Origin of the sequence: Leucobacter luti (assembly GCF_004217175.1) — a bacterium.
Lineage (GTDB): Bacteria > Actinomycetota > Actinomycetes > Actinomycetales > Microbacteriaceae > Leucobacter > Leucobacter luti.
Genome location: NZ_SHKI01000006.1, coordinates 215,082 through 240,998 on the forward strand (window position 1 = coordinate 215,082; position 25,917 = coordinate 240,998).

Consider the following 25,917-nt stretch of genomic DNA (forward strand, 5'->3'; position numbering starts at 1 on the left):
CTTTCCCTGATCCGTTGCGGAATAAGACAGTGAGTGGTCTATTCCCCGGGCCTGTCGCAGCCAGTACGCTGAGGTGTGCGGCACCGCTGCTGCGTCGCCGAACCCCTCCCGAATCAACACATATGGAGCACACCATGGCACAGAACTCTGATCTTGACTCCCTGCTGCAGAACATCCCGCTCGGCGAGCTGGCCGCGAAGTTCGGCGTGGACGAGGCCACCATCGGCGCCGCGGTGCAGCAGGCGCTCCCCGGCCTCATCGGCGGCATGGCGGTCAACGCGGCCGACGCGGACGGCGCAGCAAAGCTCGAGAGTGCCGTGCAGAAGCACCAGCCCGCCAGCGGTTCGGTGTCTCTCGAAGCGATCGACACCGCCGACGGCGAGAAGATCGTGAAGCACGTCCTGGGCGACAAGGAGCAGGAGGTCGCGCAGGCGCTCGGCCAGCAGTCGGGCAACAACGCGGTCGCGAGCCTCGTGCCGCAGCTGCTGCCGCTGCTCGCCCCGCTCGTGATGCAGTTCCTCGCCGGCAAGCTCGGCGGCCAGCAGGGCACGGTCGCGGCGCAGAGTGACCAGGGCGGCCTCGGCGGCGTGCTGGGCGACCTGCTCGGCGGCCTCGTCGGGGGCGGCCAGCAGCAGGGCTCGCAGGCCTCCTCGGGTGGTGGCCTCGGGGATCTGCTCGGCGGCCTGCTCGGCGGCGGTGGCCAGCAGTCCTCAGGCGGCGGCCTGGGTGGCCTGCTGGGTGGCCTGCTCGGCGGCAAGAAGTAACCACCCTCGGGCGCACCGCCCCGCCACGGCTCTGCACGATTCTGTAGACTGGCGGGGTGGTGAATCCTGAAATTCAAGGCCGGGTCTACCCGGCGACCGCGCCCTACCTCGTGGGCCGCGAGAAGATTCGCGAGTTCGCTCGCGCCGTGCTGAGCGCATCGCCGCTCCATCTCGACCCGGAGGCCGCGCGTCAGGCCGGGCACGCCGACGTGGTCGCGCCGCCCACCTTCCCGGTCGTGGTGCAGGAGGCGACGCTCGCGCAGTTGCTCGCTGATCCCGAGGCGGGGGTCGACTTCACCCGCGTGGTGCACGGCGACCAGCGGTTCAGCTACACGCGGCCGATTGTCGCCGGCGATGAGCTCACCGCGACTCTCACGATCACCGCGGTGAAGCAGCTTGGCGGGCACTCGATGGTCACCGCGTCCAGCAGCATGACCGACGCGTCCGGGGCGCACGTGGTCACCGCGATCTCCACGCTCGTGGTGCGCGCGCCCGAGCCGGACGAAGCCGCAACGGAGGCCGCCGCGTGAGCGCCGCACCAGTGTTTGAGCAGCTCGCCGTAGGCGAGACCGTCGCCGAGCGCGAGCTCAGCCTCACCCGCGACCGCCTCGTGCGGTACGCGGGCGCCTCGGGCGACTTCAACCCGATCCACTACCGCGACGACGTTGCGGCCGCGGTCGGCCTGCCGGGGGTGCTCGCCCACGGAATGCTGACCATGGGCGCTGCCGGCGGGGTCGCCGCGGACTGGCTGGGTGCGAGCGGGTGGGTCAAGGATTTCCAGTCCCGATTCACGCGCCCGGTACCGGTTGACGCCGAACTCGGCGCCACCGTCACCGTCACCGCGGTCGTGGGCGCGCTCGACGCCGAGGCACGCACCGCGCGCATTGACCTGAAGGTGGTCTTCGACGGCGCGACGGTGCTGGGCAAGGCCCAACTCGTGGCGGCGTTCGCGTGAGCGAACTCCTTCCGGCCGCGGGGTCGCAGCACACCGATGCCGCGCAGTACGCAGACGAGACCCCGCTCGCCGAGCTGACGACCATGCGCGTCGGTGGCCCGGCCGAGCGCATCCTCGTGGCGCACACCCGGGAGGAGCTCATCAGCCTCGCCGCCCAGCTGTGGCGCGACGGCGAACCGTGGCTGCTGCTCGGCGGCGGCTCCAACACCGTGGTGCACGACGACGGTTTCCCGGGCACCGCACTGCTCGTGCGCACGGCCGGGATCGCCGAGGTCACCGATCCCGAACTGCCCGGTGACCGGGTGCGGATCCGCGTTGCCGCCGGCGAGGACTGGGACGCGCTCGTCGCAACGGCGGGTGAGCGCGGCTGGGCCGGCATCGAGGCGCTGTCGGGCATCCCCGGCCGCGCCGGCGCGGCGCCCGTGCAGAACATCGGCGCGTACGGGCAGGAGCTCTCGGACGTGCTTCACTCGATCGAGTTCCTCGACGCGACCGCTGCCGAGCCGCGGCGCATGTCTGCCGCCGAGCTCGAACTCGGGTACCGCGACTCGGTGATCAAGCAGGGCCTTGAGGGCGTGGTGCTCTCGCTCGACCTCGTGCTCACGCGCGCGGCGGCGGCCGAGGCCGCGCCCGGCACCGCGTCCGGCACGGCGCCGCGCGGCCGGCACGGCGCCGTGCCAGACCCGGCGGAGTTGCCGATCTCAGCCGCCGCCCCGCTCGCGCCGGTGCGCTACGCGCAGCTCGCGACCGCGCTCGGCGTCGAAGTGGGCACCCTGGTGCCGATCGGCGTGCTGCGCGACTCCGTGCTGCGGTTGCGCGCCGCGAAGGGGATGGTGCTCGACCCCGCCGACCACGACTCGTGGAGCTCCGGCTCGTTCTTCACCAACCCGATCGTGACCGAGCGCTTTGCGCGCACGCTCCCGGAAGACGCCCCGCGCTTCCCCATCGCGGTCGCCGAGCGGCCCGACACGGTGCTGTCGCTCGAAGACCTCGCCGCGGGCGCCGAGATTCCGGCGCCCGCCGCCGAGCCCGAGCGCATGGTCAAGCTCTCCGCGGCGTGGCTCATCGACCGGGCCGGGGTCGCGAAGGGCTTCCGGCTGCCGGGATCCGGCGCCGCCGTATCCTCAAAGCACACGCTCGCCATCACCAACCGTGGCGCCGCGACCGCCGCGCAGGTCGCGGAGCTCGCGCGGTTGATCGTGCAGCGTGTGCAGCAGGAGTTCGGCGTGATCCTCAGCCCCGAGCCAAACCTCTACGGACTCGAGCTGTAGCGGTCGCGATGCGGATCCAGATCGTCGGATGGGGCCGCATGGGCGCGGCGCTCCACGCGAGCCTCGCGGCCGCGGGAGCTGGCGACGTCCTGCTGCCGCTCGCCGGACGCGGCGCCGACGGGTCCGGGGCAGACCTCGTGCTGCTCGCGGTGCCAGACGCCGCGATCGCCGACGCTGCGCGCCTGATCGCCCCCGGCCCACTGGTGGGCCACCTCTCCGGTATGACCACCCTCGCCGCGCTCGCGCCGCACGAGGCCCTCAGCGTGCACCCGCTGCTCAGCGTCACGGGCCCCGATACCGCGTTCGCGGGGGCGCACGCCGCCGTGGCTGGCACGTCCGAGCGAGCCCTCGCCACCGCGCGGAGTCTCGCCGAAACGCTCGGGCTCGTCCCGTTCACGGTCGCAGACGAGGACCGCGCCGCCTACCACGCGGCGGCGAGCATCTCGGCGAACGCGCTCGTCGCGATCGAGTGGGTGGCCGAGCGGCTCGCAGCGACCGCAGGGGTGCCGCGGGCCGCGCTCGCCCCGCTCGCGCGCGCGGCACTCGACAACTGGGCCGCGCGGGGGGCCGCCGCGGCGCTGACCGGGCCGATCGCGCGCGGCGACGAGGCAACCGTGTCGCGCCAGCGCGACGCGCTCGCAGCGCGGCTGCCCGACGAGCTGGGGCTCTTCGACGCGCTCACCCAGACCACGCGGGCGCTCGCCGCCCACCCCGCCGAACCCACCGAGGAATCGCGATGAAGACTGTCCGCACGATCGCCGAACTGCGCGAGGCACTCGCCGAGCTGCGCGGCACCCGCGCCCCGGGTGACGCCAGGGTCGGGTTTGTCCCCACGATGGGGGCGCTCCACGACGGCCACCTCTCGCTCGTGCGCGCCGCCCGCCGCGACGCCGAGATCGTGGTGCTCTCAATCTTTGTGAACCCCACGCAGTTCACCGAGGCCAGCGACCTCGACGCGTATCCGCGCCAGGAGGCCGCCGATGCCGCGCTCGCCGCGGGCGCCGGCGTCGACCTCATCTTCGCGCCCGCCGCAGCGGAGCTGTACCCGCAGGGCTACGCCACCACCGTGAGTGTCGCCGGACCGCTCACCGCCACCCTTGAGGGCGCCGGCCGCGGCAGCGCGCACTTCGACGGGATGGCCACGGTCGTCACCAAGCTGCTCCTCGCGGTGCAGCCGCACACCGCCTACTTCGGCCAGAAAGACGCGCAGCAACTGCTCGTGGTCCAGCGCATGGTCGCCGATCTGGGGATCCCCACCCGCATTGTCGCCTGCCCCACGGCGCGCGACGCCGACGGCCTCGCGCTCTCGAGCCGCAACGTTCGCCTGAGCGCGGCCGAGCGCGAGCGCGCCCTGGCGATCCCGCGGGCCCTCGCCGAGGTGACCGCCCGGCTCGCTGCCGGTGAGCGCTCCGTCGCCGCCCTGCGCTCGGCCGCGGAGGAGATCCTCGCCCCGGCGCAGATCGATCCGGAGTATCTTGCGTTCGTGACTCCCCACGCGCTCACCCCCGTCGACACCGTCGACGAAGAGGTGCTCTGCGCGATCGCCGCGCGCGTTGGGGCGGTGCGACTGATCGACAACGCGGTACTGGCCCCGGCGCCCGCCGGCGAGAAGGAGTGAGGCAGATGGCACGAATCACGATCCCGCAGCTGCGCGAGAAGCGGGCCGCCGGCACGCCCATCGTCATGGTGACCGCGTACGACTATCCGGGGGCACGCGCCGCCGAGCGCGCGGGCGTCGACATGGTGCTCGTGGGCGACTCGGGCGCCCAGGTGGTCCTGGGGCACGACTCCACTGTCGCCATCACCACGGACGAGCTGCTCGTGCTCGCGAAGGCGGTGCGCCGCGGCACCGAGACCGCGTTCGTGGTCTGCGACGTGGCGTTCGGCACCACCGAGGCGTCAGACGTGCAGGCGGTCGAGACCGCGGTGCGCTTCGTCAAGGAGGCTGGCGCCGACGCCGTGAAGCTTGAGGGCGGCAATGCGTCGCGCCTGAGCCGCATCCGCGCAATCGTCGCCGCCGGGATCCCCGTTGTGGCGCACATCGGGCTCACGCCGCAGACCGCCACCGCGCTCGGCGGGCTGCGCGCGCAGGGTCGCACCACCGAGAGCGCCGCGCGCCTGGTCACGGAGGCGCTCGGGGTGCAGGCGGCCGGCGCGTTCTGCGTCGTCGTCGAGGCCGTGCCCACCGAGATCACCGAGGTGTTGCGCGAGGCGCTCGACATCCCGATCATTGGGATCGGCGCCGGGCCCGCGGACGGGCAGGTGCTCGTGCTGCACGACCTGCTCGGCGTTACCGAGGGGCACACCGCCAAGTTCGTGAAGTCGTACGGCACGATCGGCGCCGACACCACCGCGGCGATCGCCGCCTACGCCGCCGAGGTGCGCGCGGCGGCGTTCCCCGGGCCCGAGCACGGGTACGCGGCGGCGCCTGAGGCGGTCGCGGCGGCTCGCGCCGTGCTCGCCGGGGAGTAGCGGGCGCGGGCGCGGTGGCGGGGCGCTTGGCCCAGGCTGCGCTGGCTGCTTCCTGGCTGCCCGCTCCTCGTCCCGCAGATCCGTCCCGCAGATCCGACCCGCTAGCTCAGATCCGACCCGGTAATTCGCGGGGAAGGCTCGGTGCAGAGGGTCGGATCTGGCGGAGCGGGTCGGATCTGCGGGGGAGGGGTGCCCACCAGCGGGCGGGGACAGTGGGGCACCGTGCGCACGGAGCGGCGCCACGCGCCACGCGGCCGGCGCCCGCCGCACCGCGCCACGGCGCGCGGCGCCGCAGCCCCGCGCACTACACCCGGTCGAGGGCGGCGCGCAGGTCGCGGATCAGGTCGTCGGCCGACTCGAGCCCCACCGAGAGCCGGAGCAAGCCGGGGGTGATCCCGAGCCGGGCCGACACCTCAGGGGTGAACGACGCGTGCGTGGAGCTGAGCGGGTGGATCACCATCGAGCGGGTGTCGCCGATCCCGGTCATGCGTGAGAAGACGCGCAGCCCGTCGACGAAGGCGCGCGCGCCATCGATCCCGCCGCGCACCGTAACGCCGAAGACCGACCCGGTGCGCCCGGCGTAGTCGCGCAGCGCGATCTCGTGGAGCGGGTTCGACGGGAGGCCGGCGTAGTCGACGACCTCCACCTCCGGCTGCTCCTCGAGCCACGCGGCGATCCGCAGCGACGTGTCCACGTGGCGCTCCATGCGCAGCGACAGCGTCTCCATGCCCTGGTGCAGCAGGAACCCGTTGAACGGGGAGAGCGAGGGACCGATGTCGTTTACCACGGCCTCGCGCACGGCCCGCGCGTACGCGAGCGGGCCGAAGCGGTCGAGCAGCGAGGGGACGCCCGGGCGGGGCGCCGCGGTGACGAGCGGGTACGAGCGCCCCGCGCGCTCGGCGGCATCCCAGTCGAACGTGCCACCGTCGACGATCGCGCCGCCCACCGCGGCGCCGTGGCCCGTCAAGAACTTGGTGGTGGAGTGCACCACGATGCTCGCGCCGTGTTCGATGGGGCGGATCAGGGCGGGAGTGCCGACGGTGTTGTCCACCACGAGCGGCAGGTTGTACCGCGCGGCGACAGCCGCGATGCGGCGCAGGTCGGTGACGTCGTTGCGCGGGTTGGGGATCGTCTCGGTGTAGATCGCCTTCGTGTTCGGCCGGATCACCCGATCCCACTCGGCGTCGTCGTCCGCGTCCCACACGTAGTCGAAGTCGATGCCAAAGCGCTTGAAGCTCCGCCCGAAGAGGATCCTGGTCCCGCCATAGATCGACGCGGTCGAGACGATGTGGTCGCCCTGCTGCGCGAGCGCGAAGAGCGCCGACGAGATCGCGGCCTGCCCGCTTGACACGGCGACCGCGGCGGTGCCGCCCTCGAGCGACGCGAGCCGTTCCTCGGCCACGGCGTTCGTGGGGTTGCCCTGGCGCGAGTAGATCGGGGCCGGTTCGCCCGCGAGCTCGTTTACGGGGTCGGTCCCGTCCCCGCGGGTGAGGCCGCCGCCGTGCCACAGCGCGCGGCCGGCAAACCGGTCGATCTGGTCGTCGAAGCTGTCGAACACGTAGCCGGCCGAGAGCGCGATCGGCGGCACGCGCAGCCCCGAGTTCCGGTCCGGGTACTCGCCGGCGTGCACCTGGCGCGTATCGAAGCCGAAGTCGGCCCAGTCGGTCACCGGTGCCGCCGGTGCCGCCGGCGCCGCGGGCGCTGCCGGAGCGGAAGGCGTGGCCGCCGACGTCACCGGCGCCGCGGGCGCTTCTGCCGACGCTGGGGACGCGGGGGGTACGGGCGCAGCCCCGACCGCCGCCTCGTGTGCGTGATCATGCGTGGTCATCGGGAGCCCTTTCCAGTCGGCAGAATCGCGGCGATGCGGGAGACGGCCGCGCGGATCGTGTCTGGCGCGCAGGCGAGGTTCAGCCTCACGTGACCGGCCCCGCCGGCCCCGAAGAACGCGCCGTCGTTGAGGGCCACTCGGGCCTCGGTGAGGATCCGCGCGTACGGGTCCTCGCCGAGCCCGGCCTCCCGGAAGTCGAGCCAGGCGAGGTAGCCGGCCCGCGGCCGCACGAGCCGCACGCCGGGCAGCTGAGCCGCGACCAGCTCGGCGAGGAGCGCCGTGTTCGCCTCGATCTGCCCGATTGCGCGTGCAAGCCACTCCCGGCCCGAGGTGAACGCGGCGACGCCGGCGTGCAGGCCGAGGATGCTCGCGCGCGTCACGGTCTCGGGCGGCAGGTGCTGGAGGGCGGCGTTCGCCCGCTCGTCGGCCGCGACGATCACCGAGCACTTGGCTCCGGCAAGGTTCCACCCCTTGCTCGCGGAGGTTGCCACCACCGCGAGCGCCCCCGCCGCCGCCGCGAGCGGCGCGAACGGGACAAAGCGCTCGCCCGCGTGGGTGAGGGGGGCGTGGATCTCGTCGGAGACCGCGAAGACGCCGTACTGCTCCGCGAGGCGGGCGAGCTCGCCCAGCTCGGCGGCGGTGTGCACGAGCCCGTGCGGGTTGTGCGGGTTGCAGAGCAGGAACGCGTCGGCGCCGGCGGCAAACGCGTCGGCGATCGCCGCAAGGTCGAGTCGCAGCTCCGGGCCCTCACCGGGGACGGGAGCGCCAGCGCCGGTGCCGGACGCAGCGCCAGCGCCGGCCTCGGCGCCCGCGGCGTCGGCCTCGCGCAGCGGCACCTCGACGATCTCGTACGGCACCTCCTCGAGCATCTCGAAGAAGCCGGGGTACACGGGGGTGGGCACCACGATGCGGCCGGACGCGGGCGCGCCGCCCGCGGCGGCGTCAGCGCGACGCAGCTCCCACGCGATGCGCAGCGACTCGACCACGCCGGTCGCCACGTCGGTGGCGAGGTACACGTGCTCGGTGGGGACGTGCCAGTCCCACGCCGCCGCAGCGAACTCGGCGAACGCCGGCGCGAGCGGGCCGGGGCCGTCGAGATAGCCGGTGTCTGACGCCTCGACGCGGGCGATGATCGCCTCCCGAATCTCCGGCGCCACAGCGAAGTCCATCTCGGCCACGAAGAGCGGGAGCACGTCGGCGGGGAAGCGCGTCCACTTGAGGCTCGTGCGCTGCGCGCGCAGCAGCTCCGGATCCAGCTCGGTGAACGGCACACCGGACGGATCCACGCTGGGGGAAGACTGACAGTCAGGCTCGCTCATGCGTCAATCGTCTCCCGCGCCGCCGCCGGGCGCGAGTCCGCGAGTAAGGGGGCGTCACACAGCGCGGGGGCGGCCCCCGCGATCAGGGACGGAGAGGGAGCCGAGGGCCCGGCCGGATCCGGATCAGTTCCCGCGCGCTGTCCGCGCCCCCGCCGGACGGCCGTCGCCCACCGCCACCCGAACAACACCCGAGACCGCCGCCTCGAGCGGCCCGCGCCGCCCGAGCGCAGCGAGAATCGCGCCGATCGCGAGCGCGCCGGCGAGCTGCAGCACGAACGCGCTCACCCCGGCGGCCCACCAGGGGAAGCCAGTGATCCACACCTGCGGATCCTGCAGCGCGGGTTCGAGGAGCAGGCCGGTCGCGACGATGTGCAGGGTGTATATCGTGAGCGGTGCGGCGCCCGCCGCGCGCACGGTTCCGAGGACAGGGCCGAGGCGCCGATCCCGTGCGGTGGGTCCCGCGTCACTGACGAGCACCAGCAGGCCGATCACGAGCGCGGCGATGCCCGCCGTGCGCAGGATGTCGACGGGCGAGCCCGAGTGCGGCGTGGCAATCAGCTGTGCCCACAATTCGGGGGCGAGCGGGGCACCGGACGAGGAGTGCGCCACGAGCTCCCGCACCGCGGCGGGATCGGTGCCCGGGACCCAGGGGCCGCCGAGGGCCGCGACGTTGCGGATCACCATCTCCGAGAAGAGCTGCGCCGCCACCGCAACCGCGGCACCGACCCCCGCGATGACCGCGGCCGCGCGTCCAAGCGAACCGCGGGCGCTCGCCGCAGTCAGCGCGCGCCCCACGAGGATCCCGAGCAGCAGGTACACGCACCACGTGAGGGCCGGGTACTCGCCCGTGAGGAGGAGCGCCCGGACCGCGATCACCCAGTCCGCGCCGAAATCCTCGAAGGTGAGAGAGCCCGTGGGGCCCGCGACGGTGAGCCCGGTGCGCACGGCGGCGTTGATGGGGCCGCCGACAGCGGTGAGGAGCCCGGCGAGGGCGGCGAGGATCCAGCCGCGCACGGCGACGAGCGGCGCGACGAGCAGCATCGCGGTGCCGTAGTAGCTGAGCACGATCGCCACGGGCGTTTCGATGAGCCCGAGGATCAGCCCGATCAGGATGAGGAGCGCGCCGCGCACCACGGTCGCGCCGATCGCCGCGCCAATCCTGCCGTCCCGCAATTGGCGGCGGGAGGCGAATACCACGCTGACGCCGCCGAGCACCGCGAACAGCGGGGCAGCGATGCCCTCCGTGAGCGTGTCGGTGAGCGCCGCGGCCGAGTACGCGAAGCTCCCGGGGTCCGCCGCCATCCCGCCGATGGTCACGAGGTGGGCCGCCATCATGCCGGCGATCGCGAGGAACCGGGCGAGGTCTACTCCGACGTAGCGCACTACTGGCTCGCTGCTTCGCGGCGCACGTGGTCGCGTGCGTGATCGAGCGCCGGTGCGAGCTCGGTGAAGAGGTGGCCCGGATCGCGCAGGGACCGGATCACGCCGAGCTGTTCGAGGAGCCGGCGGTGCTCCGGGCGCACCCCCTTGATGAGCACGGTCACGCCGCGCCGCTCCAGGGCGCTGACGAGCTCGGCGAGCGCGTTTGCCCCGGTCGCGTCGATGATCTGCACGTCGGAGAGGCGCAGCACCACCACGGCGACGTCCGGGGCCTCCGAGATCTGGTCGACGAGTCGATCAGCCGCCCCGAAGAAGAGGGAACCGTGCACGGTGAACAGCGCGATCCGCTCGTCGCCGGGTGCCGCGGGGCCGGGCAGCACCTCGCGCGTCGCGTCGCTCATGCGGCTCAGGGTGCGCAGCGCGAAGAACGCGGCGACGGCGAGCCCGATCCCGACCGCGATCACCAGGTCGAACGCGACGGTGACGAACAGGGTGACGGCGAACACCGCGACACTCGATCGGCTTGAGCGCAGCACCCGCCCGATGGTGGCGGGGGAGACCATGCGTGCCGCCGTCATCATGAGCACACCGGACAGCGCGGCGAGCGGGATCGCGCCGACGACTGGCGCGGCGACGAGCACCACGAGCAGCAGGGCGAGCGCGTGGATCACCGCGGCGAGCCGGGTGCGCGCGCCGCTGCGCACGTTGACCGCCGTGCGGGCGATCGCGCCGGTCGCCGGCATCCCGCCGAAGAACCCCGACGCGATCGACGCGAGGCCCTGGCCGAACAGCTCGCGGTCGGCGTTCACCTGGCCGGTGTCGGCGATCGTGGCGGCCACGCGGGCCGACAGCAGCGACTCGATCGCCGCGAGCGCCGCGACCGCGACCGCCGGCCCGGCGAGCGCGGTGAGGGTCGCGGGGTCGAGAGCCGGGAGCGACGGGGCCGGGAGCGAGCTCGGCAGCGTGCCGATCGTGGTGAGCGGCGAGCCCGCGAGCACCGTCACGATCGAGACAGCGAGGATCGCGACGAACGAGGCGGGGATGGCCGGGGCGATCCGGCCGAGCAGCACCATGATCAGCGCGACCCCGGCCACCGCGGCGAGCGGCAGCAGCGCGGCGGGCCAGCTCGCCTCGGTGACCACCTGCCACGCCGCGACCACGGCGTTCGAGGAGTGGCCGCCGGCCTCGACGCCGAGCGCCGCGGGGACCTGCTGGAGGAAGATGATGATCCCGATCCCCGCGGTGAACCCCTCGATGACGGGCCAGGGGATGTAGCTGACGGCGCGGCCGAGGCGGAAGATCCCGGCGGCCACCACCAGCACACCGGCCATGAGGCTCACCACGGCGACCGCGCCGACGCCGTGGAGCACGACGATGGGGGCGAGCACCACGACCATCGCCCCCGTGGGGCCCGAGACCTGCACGTTTGAGCCACCGAACACGGCCGCGACGAGGCCGGCGACGATTGCCGTGACCAGCCCGGCCTCGGCGCCGACCCCGGAGCTCACCCCAAAGGCCAGGGCCAGTGGCAGGGCCACGATGCCGACGGTGAGCCCGGCGACGAGATCGGCGCGCCAGCTGATCCGCGCGCCGCGATAGTCGGCGCGGGTGGGCAACAGGGCGCGGAGCCCCGACAGAAGTGCTGACATTGATCGCCTCCGCTCTCTGCCTCTATCCTGCCCCACCCCGCGGCGCGCGGACGGGAGGCGGCCGGTCCCGGCGTGGGGCGCGCGCACGCGCACGCGCGGGGCCGTCTTCCAAAAATGTGCTGTGCTTCACCCCTGCACAACGCTACGCTGATCGCAGAAGAATCAAGGGGGACCCTGTGGATATTGTCCTGTTCATTACACAGTTGTTGGTGGTGCTCGGCTGTATCGTCATGGGCACCCGATCGAGCGGCGTTGGCCTGGGTCTCTGGGGTGGTGCCGGCGTCGCGATCCTCGTGTTCGTGTTCGGCATCGCGCCCGGATCGCCCCCGGTCGACGCGCTCCTCATCGTGCTCTCCGTGGTGCTCGCATCGTCGATGATGCAGTCCGCGGGCGGCATCGACTGGATGGTGTCGATCGCCGCGAAGCTGATCGCTCGCAGCCCAAAGCAGATCACGATCATCGCGCCGCTCGTGTCGTTCCTGTTCGCGGCCGGCGCCGGCACCTCGAACATCCTGTACCCGCTGCTGCCGGTGATCCAGGACCTGTCGTACCGCAACGGCGTGCGGCCCTCGCGTCCGCTCTCACTGTCGGTGGTCGCGACCGGCGTCGCGCTCGCCTGTAGCCCGGTCTCCGCGGCAATGGCGGCAATGGTCACGCTCACCGACACGGCGCCCTGGAACTTCGAGCTGGTCGACATCCTCAAGGTGACCATCCCCGCCGCTATCGTCGGCATCATCATCTCGGGCATCTTTGTCAACAAGCTCGGCAAGGACATCGCGGACGACCCCGAGATCCAGGCGCGGATCGCGGATGGCACGATCCCCGCTCCGTCGGCGAACGCCGCCGAGGTGCGCGCAGAGGTCACGGTCACCGCCGCCGGCCGCAACGCGGCAATTATCTTCCTCCTCGGTGTTGGCGCAATCGTCGCGTTCGGCCTGTTCAAGGGCATGCGGCCGCTCGATGCCTCGGGTGATCCGGTCGCCATGACCCCGATCATCGAGATCGTGATGTTCGTGGTCGGCACACTGATCCTTCTGATCTCGCGGCCGAAGGTCTCCGAGATCCCCACCATGACCGTGTTCAAGGCCGGTATGGTCTCTGCAATCGCCCTGTTCGGTCTCGCCTGGCTCACCGACACGTTCCTCGGCGCGCACGCCACTCTCATCGCCGAGGGCGTCGGCGGCCTCGTCTCGGCCGCGCCGTGGATCTTCGCGCTCGGTATCTTCCTGGTCTGTGTGCTCACCACGAGCCAGTCGACCGCCACGCGGACGATCGTGCCGATCGGCCTGGCCGCCGGGATCCCGCTCGGGCTGCTCTCCGGCATGTGGGCCGGCGCCTTCGCCGGCATCTACCTGCTGCCCACCAACGGCTCGCAGATCGCCGCTGCGAACTTCGACCACTCGGGCTCGACGAAGCTCGGCACCAAGCTCGTGGACCACTCGTTTTTCCTGCCAACGCTGATCCTCGCGGTGACCACGATCGCGGCCGGCGCCCTGTTCGGGGTGCTCTGGGGCGGCTAACCCCGGGACACACCGCGGGAGGCGGGGCCGCGCACGCTGGCGGCCCCGCCTCCCGTGGTGTGTGGGCGTGCTCGCGCGGCGTTCGTGCCCGGGCGCCCCGCACACCGTAGCGCCGGCGCGGCGCGGCGCGCTGCGCTGCGTAGCGTCGACGCTGCACTGCGCCCGTGCCCGCGCCGTAGCTCGCGCGACGCCCGTGCCGAGTTGCCCGAGCTGCTTCGGCTACGCGTCGGCGCGGAACGCATCCCACGCGCGCTTGCACGCGTGCGCGATCGCGTCGATGTGCTCGGGATCCTCTTCGACCCAGTCGGTGCCCGGCCGCTGCAGCTCCGCGGCCGCGACCGGCCCCAGCAGATACTCGCGGAGGAACTCGGCCTGCACCGCGCCGAGCCGCAGCCCGGCCGCGTCGGCTTCGGCGCGCATTGCGCCGAAACGCGCGCCCGCGGCCCGGATCTCCTCGCTGCCGAGGTAGGGCTGATTCAGCAGTACGGCCTCTGGGTGCGACACCTCGAAGCCGGACCGGTGCGCGGCTGCGAGCTTGCGCAGCGCCGCCGGATCCATCGTGGGCCGGTCCGCGGGATCGCGCTCCTCACCGGAGTGGTCCCCGCGGTTCGACAGAGCGACAACGTCGGGGAGCCGATCCGCTTCGGCGCGCTCCACGTTGACCGCGCCGTCGCGCGTGGTGGTGGTGTTCATGGTGTCGTGGAACGAGAGCCGGGTGAATGATCCGCCGCGCTCAAGGCCCTGCGCCACAAACAGCTCGGTGAGTGCCTCGCGGGTGCGCTCGTACACGCCGAGCCCCTGCTCGGCGGTCTCGGCGAACGCGTCAACCAGGCGCTGCAGCCCGGCGTCGGTGTCGGGGATCTCGAGGATCGGGAAGAACGAGAACGTCACCGGCCGGATCGCGTCGACCCCCGTGAGGTCGACCTTCTGCCAGGCGCCGGCGGCGCGCACGCGCTCGATCGCCGCGGCGAGGTCGGCGCGCACGTCGTCGGGCTTGCGCCGGTTCGGGTCGCGGATCAGGCGCGGGTGCGGGTTGATGACCGCGACGATCCGGGGGTCGATCTCGGCCCAGCGGCGCACGATCGACGCGGTGGCTACGTCGCTGTAGTCGTACTGCAGGCGGCGAGTGAGCTCGGGGGAGATGAACTCCGCGACCTCCTCGGGAATCGCGGCGCCGGAGTGCGGCGTTGCGACGAGCAGATCCGCGTCCGCGATCGCCTGCTCGAGCGTCCGCGTGTCGGGGTCGGCGTAGTGGGTGATCTGCTCGGGAGTGAAGACCGTGCCAGACGGGATGAGATCGAGGTTCGTGGCGCTCATGAGTTCAGAATAGCTTTGAGCCCAGAGCCTGACCAGGGGTTTCGGGAAGTCTGTTCGGGGAACTGAGAGGCACGCGGCGAGGCGAGAGGGTGACCGCATGAGTGCTGTGAACGGACGGGTCCTCGGGACCTGGGCGTCCGACGAGCCTGGGCGGCCCACGCTCGTGTTTGACGCGTCTGGGACGGTGCGCGGGAGCGACGGCTGCAACCGCATCGTCAGCAAGTACGAGGAGACGGATGCCGGTGCACGGATCGCCCCGTTCGTGATCACCGCGGTGGCGTGCGTCGGCGTTGATCAGTGGCTTGCCGGCGTCGCGTCGGTCACGCTCGCGGGCGGGAAACTCACGGTCGCAAACGCCGCGGGCGTGGTGATCGGCGAGCTGCGGCGTGACGCGTAGCGCCTACGCGCGGGCGCGGTTGCGGCGCCGGATCGGCTTCGCGGGCTTGCCGCCGAGAAACGAGGCCGCGGCGTCCACGATGTAGCCCTGGCGCAGCGCCTCGCGCCCGATCAGCATGCGGAACGCCATCCCGTCGCGATCAGTGAGGGTGAACTCAGCGGGGATCCGCCGCCCCACGAGCTCCACGTCGACGCGCACCACCGGGCGCTCTTGAGCGTGCCCGGATGAGCTGCGCACGGTGCGGCGATCGTGCACGGGAAGCTCGACCTCGACCGCGTCGTCATCGCTGAGCTGCCAGGGGTGCGCGGTGAAGCGGACCCACGGCGCGCCGTCGCGCTCGAACTCGGTGATTCCGGTCGCGTGGAGCGCGGAGGTCTGCGCGCCAGTGTCGACCTTGGCCTTGACCCAGGGCAGCCCAATGTCTGCGAGCGACACCCATTCACGCCACCCGGTGGGGGTGCTTGAATAGTGGTGTCCGCTCACACTTCTATCTTGGCAGGAACCACGGTGAAACTCGCGATTCTCTCGCGCGCCCCGCAGGCGTACTCGACGCAACGCCTGATGGCGGCAAGCGAAGAGCGCGGCCACCGCGCGCGCGTGCTGAACACCCTGCGCTTCGGGATCGACCTCGCGGGGGAAGAACCCGACCTGATGTATCGGGGGAAGCAGCTCAGCGACTACGACGCGGTGCTGCCCCGAATCGGCAACTCGGTGACGTACTTCGGCACGGCCGTGGTGCGCCAGTTTGAACAGATGGACGTCTACACCCCGAACACCTCGAACGGCATCTCGAATGCCCGCGACAAGCTGCGGGCGATCCAGATCCTCTCCCGGCACAACATCGACATGCCGGCGACCGCGTTCGTGCGCAACCGGGCGGATCTGCGCGCGGCGATCGAGAGCGTCGGCGGTGCACCCGTCGTGATCAAGCTGCTCGAGGGCACGCAGGGGATCGGCGTGATCCTCGCCCCGCAGGTGAAGGTCGCCGAGGCGATCATCGAGACGCTGCACTCGACCAGGCAGAACGTGCTGATTCAGCGCTTCGTCGCCGAGAGCCGCGGCCGCGACGTGCGCGCCCTCGTGGTGGGCGACCGGGTGGTCGCGGCGATGCGCCGGATCGCGAGCGGCGACGAGTTCCGCTCGAACGTACACCGCGGCGGCACGGTCGAGCCCGTGCAGCTCGACGCCGCCTACGAGGAGACCGCGGTGCGCGCGGCGCAGATTATGGGCCTGCGCGTGGCGGGGGTCGACATGCTTGAGGGCGAGGACGGCCCACTCGTCATGGAGGTGAACTCGTCGCCCGGGCTGCAGGGGATTGAGACCGCGACCGGGCTCGACGTGGCCGGCGCGATCATCGACTACATCGCGAACCAGGTGAACTTCCCGGAGATCGACGTGCGGCAGCGCCTCAGCGTTTCCACCGGATACGGCGTCGCGGAGATCGCGATGCACGCGGGATCAGAGCATGTGGGCAAGGCGCTCGGCGATCTCGGCCTGTGGGACCGCGACATCACCGTGCTCACGCTGCACCGCGGCGTGCAGGTGATCCCGAACCCGCGCAAGCACGTGGTCCTTGAGCCTGAAGACCGGCTGCTCTGCTTCGGCAAGATCGAGGAGATGCGGTCGATGATCCCGGAGCGGCCGCGCCGCCGGGCCCGCGTGCGCAAGCTTCCGCAGGAGGCAAAAGACCTCGCTGAGGGCTGAGCGCTCGGCCGCCGCTCGGCGGTCAGTCGCGACGAGTGGAGGCTGTATCCACGAGCGTGCGGCTTCGCTGTCGCGATGAAGCCGCACGCTCGTGATGGAGCCGCACGCTCGTGGCCGAGCCGCAAGCTCGTGGCCAGGCCAGGCCGGGCTAGCTCGCGCGGTCGGCGACGAGCTGGAACTCCACGAAGCCGTCGGGCTCAACGGAGACGAAGCCGAGGCTCGGCGCGGTGACCCCAAAGTCGGCGAAGGTGATGGGGATCGAGCCGGCGATCTCTGCGGTCTCGCCGTCGCTGCGCACCTCCACCTCGGCGATGACCGTCTGGGCCTTACCCGCGAGGGTCAGCTCGCCCGTCGCGCTGGTACGTACGGTCTCGCCCGACGCGGGCGCGGCCTCAAGGGTGACCGGATCGGTGAGCGTGAACGTGGCCTCGGGGAACTCGCTGGTGCGCAGCGCCTGGTCTCGGAAATATGAGTCGCGCTGCTCGCTGTCAGTGCTGATCGACGCGACGTCGACCGTGAGCGTCGCGGCCTCGAGCGTGAGGCCGTCGTCGCTGATCTGCAGCGTGCCCGTGACGTCGGGGGTGCGGCCGGTGACCGTGACGTCTGTGCCGTTGAGGACCTCGTCGACGCGGTAGCCGGCCTCGGACTCCGCGGCGACCTCCCAGGTGCCGGCGAGCGTCAGCGGATCGAGCTCCGCGCCGGCCGTCTCGCTCATGATCTGCTCGTTGGCGCTCAGCGTGGGTACGTCCGCCGCCGGTGGTACCAAGAACTCGCGGTACACCATCGGCCCCGCGATCGCTGCGACGGCGGCGAGGGCGAGGACGCTCGCGCCTGCGCCGATCAGGATCTTCTGGGACTTTTTCACGGTGGTTCCTCCAGTGTGGCGATGATGGCTCTACACTCGCAGGCTCGGCAATGAACACGCTCCGAGCTGGTCGGGAATCTGCTGGGTGCGGCGAAAATTCGCCGCCCGCCGCACGCCGCCCGCGACGCCGTGCCGCCGCCGCCCGCGCTACAGCTCGGCGAGCAGCGCCTTCCAGTGCGCGCGCCACTCCTCGATGCGGTCGCCGTCTGGCAGCCCCTCCTGGCTCACCGCCAGAATGACGCGGTCCTCGCCCTTCGGGGTGGCCGAGACTTCAACCTTGCCCGCGCCGTCGAGGGAGAACCGCCAGAAGCTGCGCTTCTCGGTGCGCGAGGTGCGCGCGGGCCCGGCCGCGTGCCCGCGGTGCTCGGTCAGCTCACCGTGCGCGGCGTCCCACGCGGCGATGGCCGCGTCGCGGTCGAGCGGCAGGGTGCGGCTCGCGCCGACCCGGAACGTCCCGGAGGTGGACTGCCCGGGCACGCGGAGGCCCGCGTGCTGCTCGTAGGCGATCGCGATGCCCTGCGCCCACCAGTCGGGGTTCTCCAGCGAATCAGGCAGCGCGGCCCGGGCCACCTTCGCGATCTCCGAGTGCCCGATCGTGCTCGCGTTCGCCGCCTCGAACAGGCGCAACCACTCCGCCCAGGGACGCCCGCTCGCGCGCTCGATCGCGGGGACGCGCTCGCCCCGGGTGAGATTGCCTGACGGTACTGCTTCGCTCACGGTACGTCCCCTCTCGTGGTGGTGCGCCAAGTGTATCCGCCGCTCCCACCGATGCGGCGGGCCGGTGGGCGCGGCGGCGCGAATCGCCCGGCGCGGGTCGGCTTGTCGGCCCCCGCGTGCTGCTTGAATGGGGGCATGACCCACACCGGCACCGAGGCGGCGGGGACTCCCCGAGTCGCCAGGCGATACGTAGAGCACGAGACCTCGCAGCACCGATCCGCCGGGATTCACGATGCCGACGGGCCGCACGAGTCGATGTCTGCGGCGCAGGAGTTTCGGATCGACCTGGAGCGGATCAGGTTCTCGTCGTACTTCGCGCGGCTCTCGGACGTGACGCAGGTGGTGCCGCAGTCCGGGGTGGGGCCCGTGATGCACAATCGACTCACGCACTCGCTGAAGGTGAGCGCGGTGGCGCGCGTGATCGCCGCGCAGCTCGCGAGCCAGGAGGCTGCCCACCTCGCATTCGCGCGCGGGGACGATGCGGCAGACGATCCGACGGGCGCGGTCGTCGCGCGACTCGGGGGCTGCGACACCGTGGTGGCGCAGTCGGCCGCGCACGCGCACGACCTCGGGCACCCGCCGTTCGGGCACCTCGGAGAACGGGTGCTCGACCGCGTGGCGCGGGAGCGGCTCGGGCTCGCGGAGGGCTTCGAGGGGAACGCGCAGAGCTTCCGGATCCTCACCCAGCTCGACACCCTCGGGCGAGATTTCCCGGGCCTCAATCTCACCGCGGCGACCCGCGCGGCAACGCTGAAGTACCCGTGGACGCGCTCCGAGTGGATCGGCGTCTCGCTGGCGGAGCTCCCGGTCACCGAGCGGCCGCGCGGTGTCGGGGCGGACATGGTCGAGGGGGCCGAGAAGTTCTCGGCCTACTCGCTCGACGCCGCTGAGATGGAGTCGGCGCTCGCCGCGTTCCCCGAGATCGGCGCCGGCGTGCAGACGGTCGAGTGCGCCGTGATGGACCTCGCCGACGACATCGCCTACGCGGTGCACGATCTCGACGATTTCGCCAGGGCCGGGGTGCTGCAGCAGGCCGCGGTGCAGGGCGAGCTGCGTGCCTGGCTGGCGGGATCCGCCGCGCTCGCCGCGATCGAGCTCTCGGTGCTCGAGGCGAGCTGGCGCGCGCCGGGCCACGCGCTGGAGCTGCTGTGGCGCCGCACCCAGGTGAAGGACGCCTGGATCGCGGATCGCGACGCGTTTACGGAGGCCGTCGCACGCGTCAGCGAGGAGGTCGCGGAGTCGCTGCTCGCCACGCCGTTCGACGGTGGCATCGACAGCGAGCGGGCCGTCTCGGGCTTTACGCGGCGGTGGATCGAGCACCTCCGCACGTCGATCGTGGTCGAAGAGCAGCCGCACGTGCGCAGCGGCCACGTACGGCTCGACCGCCGCGCGTGGCACGAGGTCACCGTGCTGAAGTTCGTGCACGCCCACTTCGTGCTCGAACGTCCCGACCTCGGGCAGTCGCAGCGCGGCCAGGCGCGGATTGTGGCGGATCTGGCGCTCGGCTTCGACGCCTGGCTCGCAGACCCGACGGACGCCGGGCGCGCGCCGCGCCGTCTGCTCGAGTGGGTGGACGAGGCGACCGCCGCGAGCTTTGCGCTGCGCCGGGATCGCCCAGAGCTCCTCATCGGCGACACGAGCGACGCCGGGCTGCGGCGCCAGGGCCGCTCGCGCGCGATCCTCGACTACGTCGCCGCGCTGAGTGATCAGCAGGCGCTCACCACGCACCGGGCGCTCACGAGCGGTTAGTGGCACGGGCGGCCGGTGCGGCCCAGCGGGCTAGGGCTGTACGGGGAGCTCGCGCTCCGAATCCCACGGCTCGGCCCACCCGAGCTCGTCGAACATCGTGGCGAGCAGCACGCCGGTGAACCCCCACACGGTGTGCCCGCCGAACCGCTCGTCGAGCGTGAACGCCGGTGCCCGGAAGCTGAAGCCGACCCGCTGGAGCACCGACGTGCCGCGTGCCGGCGGGCTGAGGAGCTCGGCGACCGGGGTGCGAAACACCTCGACCGACTCTGAGTGATCCGCGGCGACCGCGCTGGGAAGTCGCCACCAGCCGACCACGGGGGTCACCAGGTTGTTGCTCACTGGGATGTGTACCTCGGGGAGGGTGCCGAGCACCTCGACGCCGCTCGGGTCGAGGCCGGTCTCCTCCTGAGCCTCGCGCAGCGCGGTGTGCGCGGTGTCGCGGTCTTCGGGCTCAACGCCGCCGCCCGGGAACGCGATCTGTCCGGCGTGGTGCCGCATGCGGGGGGCCCGGCGCGTGAGCAGCACGTCGAGCTCCGGCGGCACGGTGGTGGCGCCGCCCGCCGCGGGCGTCCGATCGAGCGCGCCGAACAGGATCAGCACGGCCGAGCGCCGCAGCGGGGTGTCCGCGAGCACGCCCTGCGGCGGGAACCGGAGCGTCAGCTCACGCCCCATCAACTCCCGCAGATCCCGCTGCGCATCATCGACCGACCGCCTCATGCGGCCAGCCTAGCGCGTGGCTCTGCCGGTCTCCCGGGAGCCCACGGGCCGAGCCGCCTAGCCCTCTGCGAGCAGTTCGGAGATTCCCTCGGGCACGCGCTGGGAGCGCGCCCACGGCTCGCGGTCGCGGCGCGCCACGCGCTTCACCTGCTGCGACTCCTCGGCGCGCACCTGGGTGAGCACCGCGATCACCGCGGCGCGCTCCTCGGGGCTCACCTTGCGGGTCACGAAGGTGATGTCCTCGCCGCGGATCGCGTCGTCGTGCGGCCCCAGTTCCTCGCGCTTCGCGGCGTCGCGCGCGGCGGCGTCGGGCGGGAGCTGGGCGCCGTCGGCGAGCTCCGCCGCCAGCTGGTCTGCGGTCTGCATGGCGCTCACAGCGGGATGTTGCCGTGCTTCTTGGCGGGCTGCTCGGTGCGCTTGCCGCGGAGACCGCGCAGCGACTTGATCACCGCGAGGCGGGTGCCGGCCGGTTCGAGCACGTTGTCGAGCTCGCCGCGCTCTGCCGCGAGGAACGGGCTCGTCACGTCGGCCGTGTACTTTGCAGTGAGCTCGGCGCGCAGGGCCTCGACATCTTCGCCGCGTTCAGCGGCCGCTGCAAGCTCCTTGCGGTACAGAATGTTGACGGCGCCGGAGCCACCCATCACGGCGATCTCAGCGGTGGGCCACGCGATGTTGAAGTCGGCGCCCATCTGCTTCGAGCCCATGACGATGTACGCCCCGCCGTATGCCTTGCGCGTGATGATCGTCACGAGCGGCACGGTCGCCTCGGCGTACGCGTAGAGCAGCTTCGCGCCGCGGCGGATCACGCCCTGCAGCTCCTGGTCGGTGCCGGGGAGGTACCCGGGCACGTCGACGAGAGTGAGGATCGGGATCGAGAACGCGTCGCAGAAGCGCACGAAGCGCGCCGCCTTCTCGCTCGCGTCGATGTTCAGCGTGCCGGCCATCTGGTTGGGCTGGTTTGCCACGATGCCGACGGTGCGGCCCTCGACGCGGCCGAAGCCGATCAGCATGTTTGGCGCGAACAGCGGCTGCACCTCGAGGAAGTCGCCGCCGTCGAGGATCGCCTCGATCACGGTCTTCATGTCGTAGGGCTGGTTCGCGCTGTCGGGGATCAGCGAGTTGAGGCGGCGGTCGGCGTCGGTAATCTCGAGCGCCGTGTCGCTGTCGTACACGGGTGCCTCGGCCAGGTTGTTGTCCGGGAGGTAGCTGATGAGCGCGCGCGCGTAGTCGAGCGCGTCGTGCTCGTCGCTCGCGAGGTAGTGGGAGACGCCGCTCGTCTTGTTGTGGGTGAGCGCGCCGCCGAGCTCCTCGAAGCCGACCTCCTCGCCGGTGACGGTCTTGATGACGTCGGGGCCGGTGACGAACATGTGGCTCGTCTTGTCGACCATGATGACGAAGTCGGTGAGGGCGGGGGAGTAGACGGCGCCGCCGGCCGAGGGGCCCATGACGATCGAGATCTGCGGGATCACGCCCGAGCACATGGTGTTCAGACGGAAAATGTTCGCGTACTTCGAGAGTGCGACCACACCCTCCTGAATGCGCGCCCCGCCCGAGTCGAGGATGCCGAGGATCGGTGCGCCCGTCTTCAGCGCGAACTCCATCGCCTTCACGATCTTCTCGCCGGCGACCTCGCCGAGCGAGCCGCCGAAGGTGGTGAAGTCCTGCGAGTACACGACGACCTGGCGGCCGTGGATGGTACCGGCGCCAGTGACGACCGAGTCGCCGAACGGGTGGCTCTTCTCCATGCCGAAGCCGTGGCTGCGGTGCTTCACATACTTGTCGAACTCGACGAAGGATCCCGGATCGAGCAGCGCGGTGATGCGCTCGCGCGCCGTCATCTTGCCGCGCGGGTGCTGCTTCGCTGCGGCTGCGGCGTCACGGTCGCCGACGGCTTCCTGGTACTTGCGGCGGTGGTCGGCGATGCGGCCCGCGGTGGTGGCGGGCGCGGGGGTCGCTGAGGAGGAGGTCTCTGCAGTCACGCATGCCAGCCTAGCGCGGCACCCATGCCCGAAGCATCCGAACACCTCCAACGGAATTCAGGATCCTTCGTTGGAACTCTACGAAGCGGGGTGGTCGCGCGCGGCTGCGGGCGAGTGCCTGGGCGGGGCCGCGCCGGTGCTGCCGGGGCTCAGGAGGGAGCGGGAACCGGCTCAGACCCTCGTCCTTGTCATTCGGGGTTGACGCCGGGGCGTGGGGGCCGTATATTTCCTCATGTTCATGGTTGTCCACGTACAAAGAGGTTCGGTGTAGATCAATGAAGATTGCAGTGGTCGGCAGCTACGGTGTCGGTTTGACCATGCGAGTTCCCCGGTTCCCAGCTGCTGGCGAGACGGTCAGTGGCGGCACATTCGTGAGTGAACACGGCGGCAAAGGCTCCAACCAGGCGGTTGGCGCGGCCCGGCTCGGAGCCGAAGTGGCGTTGCTCACAGCGGTCGGTGACGACGCCAACGGTCGTGCGGCTGCGGAGCTCTGGGCTGCTGAGGGCGTGGACGCCCAGCACGTGGTGGTGACGGACACCGCGACGATGGTGGGGTTCATAGAGGTGGAGCCGGGTGGGGAGAACCGGATCGCGATCGCTCCCGGGGCGCTCGACTGCCTCGATGACACCTCGGTCGAGCCGTTCCGCGGGACCATTGCCGGCGCAGACGTTGTTGTCGTGTCAATGGAGATACCGCGCGCAGCTGTGGGCGCGACCCTGCGCATCGGTCGGGAGAACCGGGTGCTCACCCTGCTCAATCCGGCGCCAGCGCGCCCCCTGCCCGATGACATGTGGGAGAACATCGATGTCATCACGCCAAACCAGACAGAGGCGCCGGCGCTCCTTGGACTCGGTCCGGATCATGGTCTCGACGATGTGGCCCTCGCGGCAGCGCTCCAGGAACGCACGGGTGGTGCGGTCATCCTCACGCGCGGTGGGCATGGCGCGCTGATCGCGGATGCCGCTGGCACCCGCCCGGTGCCCCCGAGACCGGTCTCCAACGTTGTTGACACCACCGGAGCGGGCGACTCGTTTACTGCGGCGCTCGCCGTCGCGCTTGCCGGCGGCGCGTCCCTCGACGCCGCGGCAGAGTATGCGGCGCGTGCCGGTGCTCACGCCGTGAGTATCGCTGGGGTGATCCCAGCAATGCCGAGACCCTCAGACCTTGCGGTCACACCGCAGACACAGATCGGAGCCACCCGATGACCACGACCGCACTCGCCCCGCGCCACTCCCGGCTGCGCTCACTGCTGCACGCGCGCGAGGCCGGGGTGTTCGCTGCACTCGTGTTGCTGTTCATTCTGGGGGCCGTGCTCTCGCCAAGCTTTGCGCAGACAGACAACCTGCTGTCGGTCGGGCAACAGATCGCCCAAATCGGCATCATGGCGGTCGGCGCGACCTTCGTCATTGTGAATGGTGAGATCGATCTGTCAGTCGGCTCGACCTATGCGCTCGCCGCGATCGCCACCGGCATGGTGATTACCGCGGGCGTTGCCTGGCCGGTTGCGATCCTTGTGGGGCTCGGCGTCGGCGTGCTCGCTGGCCTGCTCAACGGCCTCGCGGTCGTGCTGCTCGGCGTTCCCTCCTTCATTGTGACGCTCGGCACACTCAGCGTGTTCCGCGGCGTTGCGCTACTGATTTCAGACGGTGCGCCGATCTCGCTGAGTTCAGCGCAGCCGGGGGTGGCCGAGTTCACACTGCTCGGGCAAGGCCGGCTCTTTGGCATCATTCCGATGCAGCTGATCATTTTCGCGGTGATCGCCGCACTCGGTGTCGTGCTGCTCTCCCGCTCCCGCTTCGGGTTCAATACCTACGCGGTCGGCGGGAATCAAGAGGCGGCCCGGCTCGTCGGGCTCAACGTCAAGCGCGTCAAAGTGGGGGCGTTTGTGCTCTCGGGCGTCACCGCTGCACTCGCGGGCGTGCTCGGGCTCTCGTTCCTCTCGTATGTGCAGGGCGTCACCGGCAGCGGGCTCGAGCTCACGGTGATCTCGGCGGTGATTATCGGCGGCGCCGCACTCTTCGGCGGGAGTGGCACCATGCTCGGCACGGTGATCGGCGTCGCGTTTATTGGGTTCCTCCAGAACATCCTCAACATCAACGGCATCTCGTCCTTCTGGCAGACGGTCGTCACCGGCCTGGTAATTATCGCCGCCGTTGCCGCCGATACCTGGCAGCGCAAGCGCAAGACCCGGGCCTAGCCCGTTTTCAAGGCCGCCCCGAGTTTCGGGCGTGGCCACCCTCGTCACTCGGACATGAACAAAGGAGTCACTGTGTCCATTGCATCAATCTCGAAGCGGGCCGCGATCGCGGCCGTCGCCTCCGCGACGCTGGCGCTCTCACTCGTCGGCTGCGGCGCGATCACCACCGGCACCGAATCGTCCGGTGGGAACGAGTTTCAACTTGCCGACTACATTCAGGAGCGAGTCGACAGCGGTGAAGAGCTGAGAATCAAACTCAGCTACCACGATCCTTCGCTCGCATTCGCGACCCCCATCACGGCGGGCATGGAGCGTGCCGGGGAGGAACTCGGGGTCAACGTGCAGCTCATTGGTCCGACGGGCGGCGATGCCGCCAAGCAGGTGGCCGAGCTGCAGACCGCGATCCAGCAGAAGTCTGTCGACGCGCTCGCCGTCTCATCGGCCTCGAGCGATGCGCTGAAACCGGTCATTGAGCAGGCGTACAACGCCGGGATTCCCATCATCTCGTTTAACACCGACAATCCCGATTCCACCCAGATGGGGTTCGTTGGTCAGGATCTGCGCGCCTCCGGTGTCGCCGAGGCTGAGGAGCTTGCTTCGGAGCTCGGTCCTGACGCGACGGGGAAAGTCGTTGTGTTCTCACTCGACACCGGAGCTGGCTGGTCCCACGACCGATTCGGTGGTTTCGAGGAGGGACTTGCGGGCACCGGGCTGGAGATTGTCGGGCCGGTAAACGTCGGGAATGAGCCGAACGCGGCGTACAACACTGTCGAGTCGACGATGGCGGGGCAATCGGACGTTGTGGCGATCGCTGGGCTCGACTGCTGCTCGACGACGGCGGCTGCGCAGTGGGTGCAGCAGTCGGGCAACGCGGGGAAGATCACCATGGTCGGTTTTGACCTGCTGCCGCAGACAGCCGAGTTCTTGCAGCAGGGCGTGGTGACCTTCACAATCAGCCAGAACCCAGAGGAGCAGGGGTACCAGGCCGTGAAGACCCTCGCGGATTTCCTCCTCGATGGCACAGCGATCGAGGGCGTTGACACCGGCGCTCAGTTCATCACCCGGGACACACTCGATCAGGCGACGGTCGAGGGCTAGACCGGTCTCGAAATAAGCA

General features: G+C 71.2%; 25 protein-coding genes. 14 read left to right on the forward strand and 11 right to left on the reverse strand.

From position 1 onward, the window contains the following. The first annotated feature begins 134 nt into the window (after nt 1-134). The 7 genes from EV139_RS12390 to panB are packed head-to-tail and all read left to right on the forward strand — an operon-like array spanning nt 135 to nt 5,462. Complete coding sequence (locus tag EV139_RS12390) at nt 135-764, forward strand: DUF937 domain-containing protein (RefSeq protein WP_130454652.1); 630 nt, start codon at nt 135-137, stop codon at nt 762-764. 56 nt (nt 765-820) lie between these two features. Continuing rightward, complete coding sequence (locus EV139_RS12395) at nt 821-1,294, forward strand: FAS1-like dehydratase domain-containing protein (protein WP_130454653.1); 474 nt, start codon at nt 821-823, stop codon at nt 1,292-1,294. After that, the gene (locus EV139_RS12400) at nt 1,291-1,719 is read left to right on the forward strand and encodes a MaoC/PaaZ C-terminal domain-containing protein (RefSeq protein WP_130454654.1); all 429 of its coding nucleotides are present in this window, start codon (nt 1,291-1,293) and stop codon (nt 1,717-1,719) included. The genes EV139_RS12395 and EV139_RS12400 overlap by 4 nt, the downstream gene beginning before the upstream one ends. Continuing rightward, a complete protein-coding gene (locus EV139_RS12405; RefSeq protein WP_420029121.1) occupies nt 1,716-2,990 on the forward strand; it encodes an FAD-binding protein in 1,275 nt (424 codons plus the stop codon). Before EV139_RS12400 ends, EV139_RS12405 begins: the two co-directional genes overlap by 4 nt. Nucleotides 2,991-2,998: 8 nt before the next feature. Further along, nucleotides 2,999-3,730 carry a DUF2520 domain-containing protein gene (locus tag EV139_RS12410; protein ID WP_130454655.1) on the forward strand — a complete coding sequence of 244 codons (732 nt, stop codon included), beginning with the start codon at nt 2,999-3,001 and terminating at the stop codon, nt 3,728-3,730. After that, nucleotides 3,727-4,608 carry a pantoate--beta-alanine ligase gene (gene panC, locus EV139_RS12415; protein WP_130454656.1) on the forward strand — a complete coding sequence of 294 codons (882 nt, stop codon included), beginning with the start codon at nt 3,727-3,729 and terminating at the stop codon, nt 4,606-4,608. The genes EV139_RS12410 and panC overlap by 4 nt, the downstream gene beginning before the upstream one ends. A gap of 5 nt (nt 4,609-4,613) precedes the next feature. Then, a complete protein-coding gene (panB, locus tag EV139_RS12420) occupies nt 4,614-5,462 on the forward strand; it encodes a 3-methyl-2-oxobutanoate hydroxymethyltransferase (protein WP_130454657.1) in 849 nt (282 codons plus the stop codon). Between the two features lie 304 nt (nt 5,463-5,766). Here panB and EV139_RS12425 read toward each other — a convergent pair whose 3' ends face one another. The 4 genes from EV139_RS12425 to EV139_RS12440 all read right to left on the reverse strand — a co-directional run bounded on the left by EV139_RS12425 (nt 5,767) and on the right by EV139_RS12440 (nt 11,638). Next, nucleotides 5,767-7,290 carry an O-acetylhomoserine aminocarboxypropyltransferase/cysteine synthase family protein gene (locus EV139_RS12425; RefSeq protein WP_130454658.1) on the reverse strand — a complete coding sequence of 508 codons (1,524 nt, stop codon included), beginning with the start codon at nt 7,288-7,290 and terminating at the stop codon, nt 5,767-5,769. Next, the gene (locus EV139_RS12430) at nt 7,287-8,609 is read right to left on the reverse strand and encodes an aminotransferase class I/II-fold pyridoxal phosphate-dependent enzyme (protein WP_130454659.1); all 1,323 of its coding nucleotides are present in this window, start codon (nt 8,607-8,609) and stop codon (nt 7,287-7,289) included. The genes EV139_RS12425 and EV139_RS12430 overlap by 4 nt, the downstream gene beginning before the upstream one ends. Nucleotides 8,610-8,732: 123 nt before the next feature. Further along, nucleotides 8,733-9,992, reverse strand: coding sequence for a heparan-alpha-glucosaminide N-acetyltransferase domain-containing protein (locus tag EV139_RS12435; RefSeq protein ID WP_130454660.1), 1,260 nt, complete (start codon nt 9,990-9,992; stop codon nt 8,733-8,735). Beyond that, a complete protein-coding gene (locus EV139_RS12440; protein WP_130454661.1) occupies nt 9,992-11,638 on the reverse strand; it encodes a SulP family inorganic anion transporter in 1,647 nt (548 codons plus the stop codon). Before EV139_RS12440 ends, EV139_RS12435 begins: the two co-directional genes overlap by 1 nt. A gap of 176 nt (nt 11,639-11,814) precedes the next feature. Between EV139_RS12440 and EV139_RS12445 the strand changes: the two genes are divergently transcribed. Then, the gene (locus tag EV139_RS12445; RefSeq protein ID WP_130454662.1) at nt 11,815-13,158 is read left to right on the forward strand and encodes an anaerobic C4-dicarboxylate transporter; all 1,344 of its coding nucleotides are present in this window, start codon (nt 11,815-11,817) and stop codon (nt 13,156-13,158) included. 219 nt (nt 13,159-13,377) lie between these two features. Here the strand turns inward: EV139_RS12445 and EV139_RS12450 are convergent, their stop codons facing one another. Further along, the gene (locus EV139_RS12450) at nt 13,378-14,475 is read right to left on the reverse strand and encodes an N-formylglutamate amidohydrolase (protein ID WP_130454663.1); all 1,098 of its coding nucleotides are present in this window, start codon (nt 14,473-14,475) and stop codon (nt 13,378-13,380) included. A gap of 97 nt (nt 14,476-14,572) precedes the next feature. Between EV139_RS12450 and EV139_RS12455 the strand changes: the two genes are divergently transcribed. Next, complete coding sequence (locus tag EV139_RS12455) at nt 14,573-14,872, forward strand: META domain-containing protein (RefSeq protein ID WP_130454664.1); 300 nt, start codon at nt 14,573-14,575, stop codon at nt 14,870-14,872. Between the two features lie 3 nt (nt 14,873-14,875). Here the strand turns inward: EV139_RS12455 and EV139_RS12460 are convergent, their stop codons facing one another. Beyond that, a complete protein-coding gene (locus EV139_RS12460; protein WP_241989053.1) occupies nt 14,876-15,355 on the reverse strand; it encodes an ATP-dependent zinc protease family protein in 480 nt (159 codons plus the stop codon). A 24-nt stretch (nt 15,356-15,379) separates the two neighbouring features. On the opposite strand from EV139_RS12460, the gene EV139_RS12465 reads away from it, so the two are divergent. Further along, entirely contained in the window at nt 15,380-16,576 is a 1,197-nt protein-coding gene (locus EV139_RS12465; protein WP_130454665.1) for a RimK family alpha-L-glutamate ligase, read from the forward strand. Between the two features lie 148 nt (nt 16,577-16,724). Here the strand turns inward: EV139_RS12465 and EV139_RS12470 are convergent, their stop codons facing one another. Continuing rightward, nucleotides 16,725-17,441 (reverse strand): YceI family protein, encoded by a 717-nt coding sequence (locus EV139_RS12470; RefSeq protein WP_130454666.1) that lies wholly within the window; start codon nt 17,439-17,441, stop codon nt 16,725-16,727. A 147-nt stretch (nt 17,442-17,588) separates the two neighbouring features. After that, nucleotides 17,589-18,158 (reverse strand): hypothetical protein, encoded by a 570-nt coding sequence (locus EV139_RS12475; protein ID WP_130454667.1) that lies wholly within the window; start codon nt 18,156-18,158, stop codon nt 17,589-17,591. Between the two features lie 135 nt (nt 18,159-18,293). Here EV139_RS12475 and EV139_RS12480 point away from each other — a divergent pair, with 135 nt between their 5' ends. Beyond that, nucleotides 18,294-19,907, forward strand: coding sequence for a deoxyguanosinetriphosphate triphosphohydrolase family protein (locus EV139_RS12480; protein ID WP_130454668.1), 1,614 nt, complete (start codon nt 18,294-18,296; stop codon nt 19,905-19,907). A gap of 30 nt (nt 19,908-19,937) precedes the next feature. Here the strand turns inward: EV139_RS12480 and EV139_RS12485 are convergent, their stop codons facing one another. From EV139_RS12485 to EV139_RS12495, 3 genes are read right to left on the reverse strand one after another with little or no spacing between them, the layout of a single operon-like run. Beyond that, nucleotides 19,938-20,624: an NUDIX hydrolase gene (locus EV139_RS12485; RefSeq protein ID WP_130454669.1), complete on the reverse strand. Its 687-nt coding sequence runs from the start codon at nt 20,622-20,624 to the stop codon at nt 19,938-19,940. A gap of 57 nt (nt 20,625-20,681) precedes the next feature. Further along, on the reverse strand, nt 20,682-20,990 hold the full coding sequence (locus tag EV139_RS12490; RefSeq protein ID WP_130454842.1) for a hypothetical protein: 309 nt from the start codon (nt 20,988-20,990) through the stop codon (nt 20,682-20,684). A 5-nt stretch (nt 20,991-20,995) separates the two neighbouring features. Beyond that, nucleotides 20,996-22,603: an acyl-CoA carboxylase subunit beta gene (locus EV139_RS12495; protein ID WP_130454670.1), complete on the reverse strand. Its 1,608-nt coding sequence runs from the start codon at nt 22,601-22,603 to the stop codon at nt 20,996-20,998. 275 nt (nt 22,604-22,878) lie between these two features. Between EV139_RS12495 and EV139_RS12500 the strand changes: the two genes are divergently transcribed. The 3 genes from EV139_RS12500 (at nt 22,879) to EV139_RS12510 (ending at nt 25,898) form a co-directional block, all read left to right on the forward strand. Further along, nucleotides 22,879-23,808 (forward strand): ribokinase, encoded by a 930-nt coding sequence (locus EV139_RS12500; protein WP_130454671.1) that lies wholly within the window; start codon nt 22,879-22,881, stop codon nt 23,806-23,808. Continuing rightward, nucleotides 23,805-24,800 (forward strand): ABC transporter permease, encoded by a 996-nt coding sequence (locus tag EV139_RS12505; protein ID WP_130454672.1) that lies wholly within the window; start codon nt 23,805-23,807, stop codon nt 24,798-24,800. The genes EV139_RS12500 and EV139_RS12505 overlap by 4 nt, the downstream gene beginning before the upstream one ends. Nucleotides 24,801-24,872: 72 nt before the next feature. Then, the gene (locus tag EV139_RS12510) at nt 24,873-25,898 is read left to right on the forward strand and encodes a sugar ABC transporter substrate-binding protein (RefSeq protein WP_198677565.1); all 1,026 of its coding nucleotides are present in this window, start codon (nt 24,873-24,875) and stop codon (nt 25,896-25,898) included. Nucleotides 25,899-25,917 lie beyond the last annotated feature (19 nt).

What these genes read in the sequence shown, in the direction of transcription:
- panC (WP_130454656.1), top strand. Translation starts at nt 3,727, where the DNA reads ATGAAGACTGTCCGCACGATCGCCGAACTGCGCGAGGCACTCGCCGAG.
- EV139_RS12500 (WP_130454671.1), top strand. Translation starts at nt 22,879, where the DNA reads ATGAAGATTGCAGTGGTCGGCAGCTACGGTGTCGGTTTGACCATGCGA.
- EV139_RS12485 (WP_130454669.1), bottom strand. Translation starts at nt 20,624, where the DNA reads ATGAGGCGGTCGGTCGATGATGCGCAGCGGGATCTGCGGGAGTTGATG.
- EV139_RS12410 (WP_130454655.1), top strand. Translation starts at nt 2,999, where the DNA reads ATGCGGATCCAGATCGTCGGATGGGGCCGCATGGGCGCGGCGCTCCAC.
- EV139_RS12505 (WP_130454672.1), top strand. Translation starts at nt 23,805, where the DNA reads ATGACCACGACCGCACTCGCCCCGCGCCACTCCCGGCTGCGCTCACTG.
- EV139_RS12440 (WP_130454661.1), bottom strand. Translation starts at nt 11,638, where the DNA reads ATGTCAGCACTTCTGTCGGGGCTCCGCGCCCTGTTGCCCACCCGCGCC.
- EV139_RS12425 (WP_130454658.1), bottom strand. Translation starts at nt 7,290, where the DNA reads ATGACCACGCATGATCACGCACACGAGGCGGCGGTCGGGGCTGCGCCC.
- panB (WP_130454657.1), top strand. Translation starts at nt 4,614, where the DNA reads ATGGCACGAATCACGATCCCGCAGCTGCGCGAGAAGCGGGCCGCCGGC.
- EV139_RS12455 (WP_130454664.1), top strand. Translation starts at nt 14,573, where the DNA reads ATGAGTGCTGTGAACGGACGGGTCCTCGGGACCTGGGCGTCCGACGAG.
- EV139_RS12430 (WP_130454659.1), bottom strand. Translation starts at nt 8,609, where the DNA reads ATGAGCGAGCCTGACTGTCAGTCTTCCCCCAGCGTGGATCCGTCCGGT.
- EV139_RS12480 (WP_130454668.1), top strand. Translation starts at nt 18,294, where the DNA reads ATGACCCACACCGGCACCGAGGCGGCGGGGACTCCCCGAGTCGCCAGG.
- EV139_RS12490 (WP_130454842.1), bottom strand. Translation starts at nt 20,990, where the DNA reads ATGCAGACCGCAGACCAGCTGGCGGCGGAGCTCGCCGACGGCGCCCAG.
- EV139_RS12450 (WP_130454663.1), bottom strand. Translation starts at nt 14,475, where the DNA reads ATGAGCGCCACGAACCTCGATCTCATCCCGTCTGGCACGGTCTTCACT.
- EV139_RS12390 (WP_130454652.1), top strand. Translation starts at nt 135, where the DNA reads ATGGCACAGAACTCTGATCTTGACTCCCTGCTGCAGAACATCCCGCTC.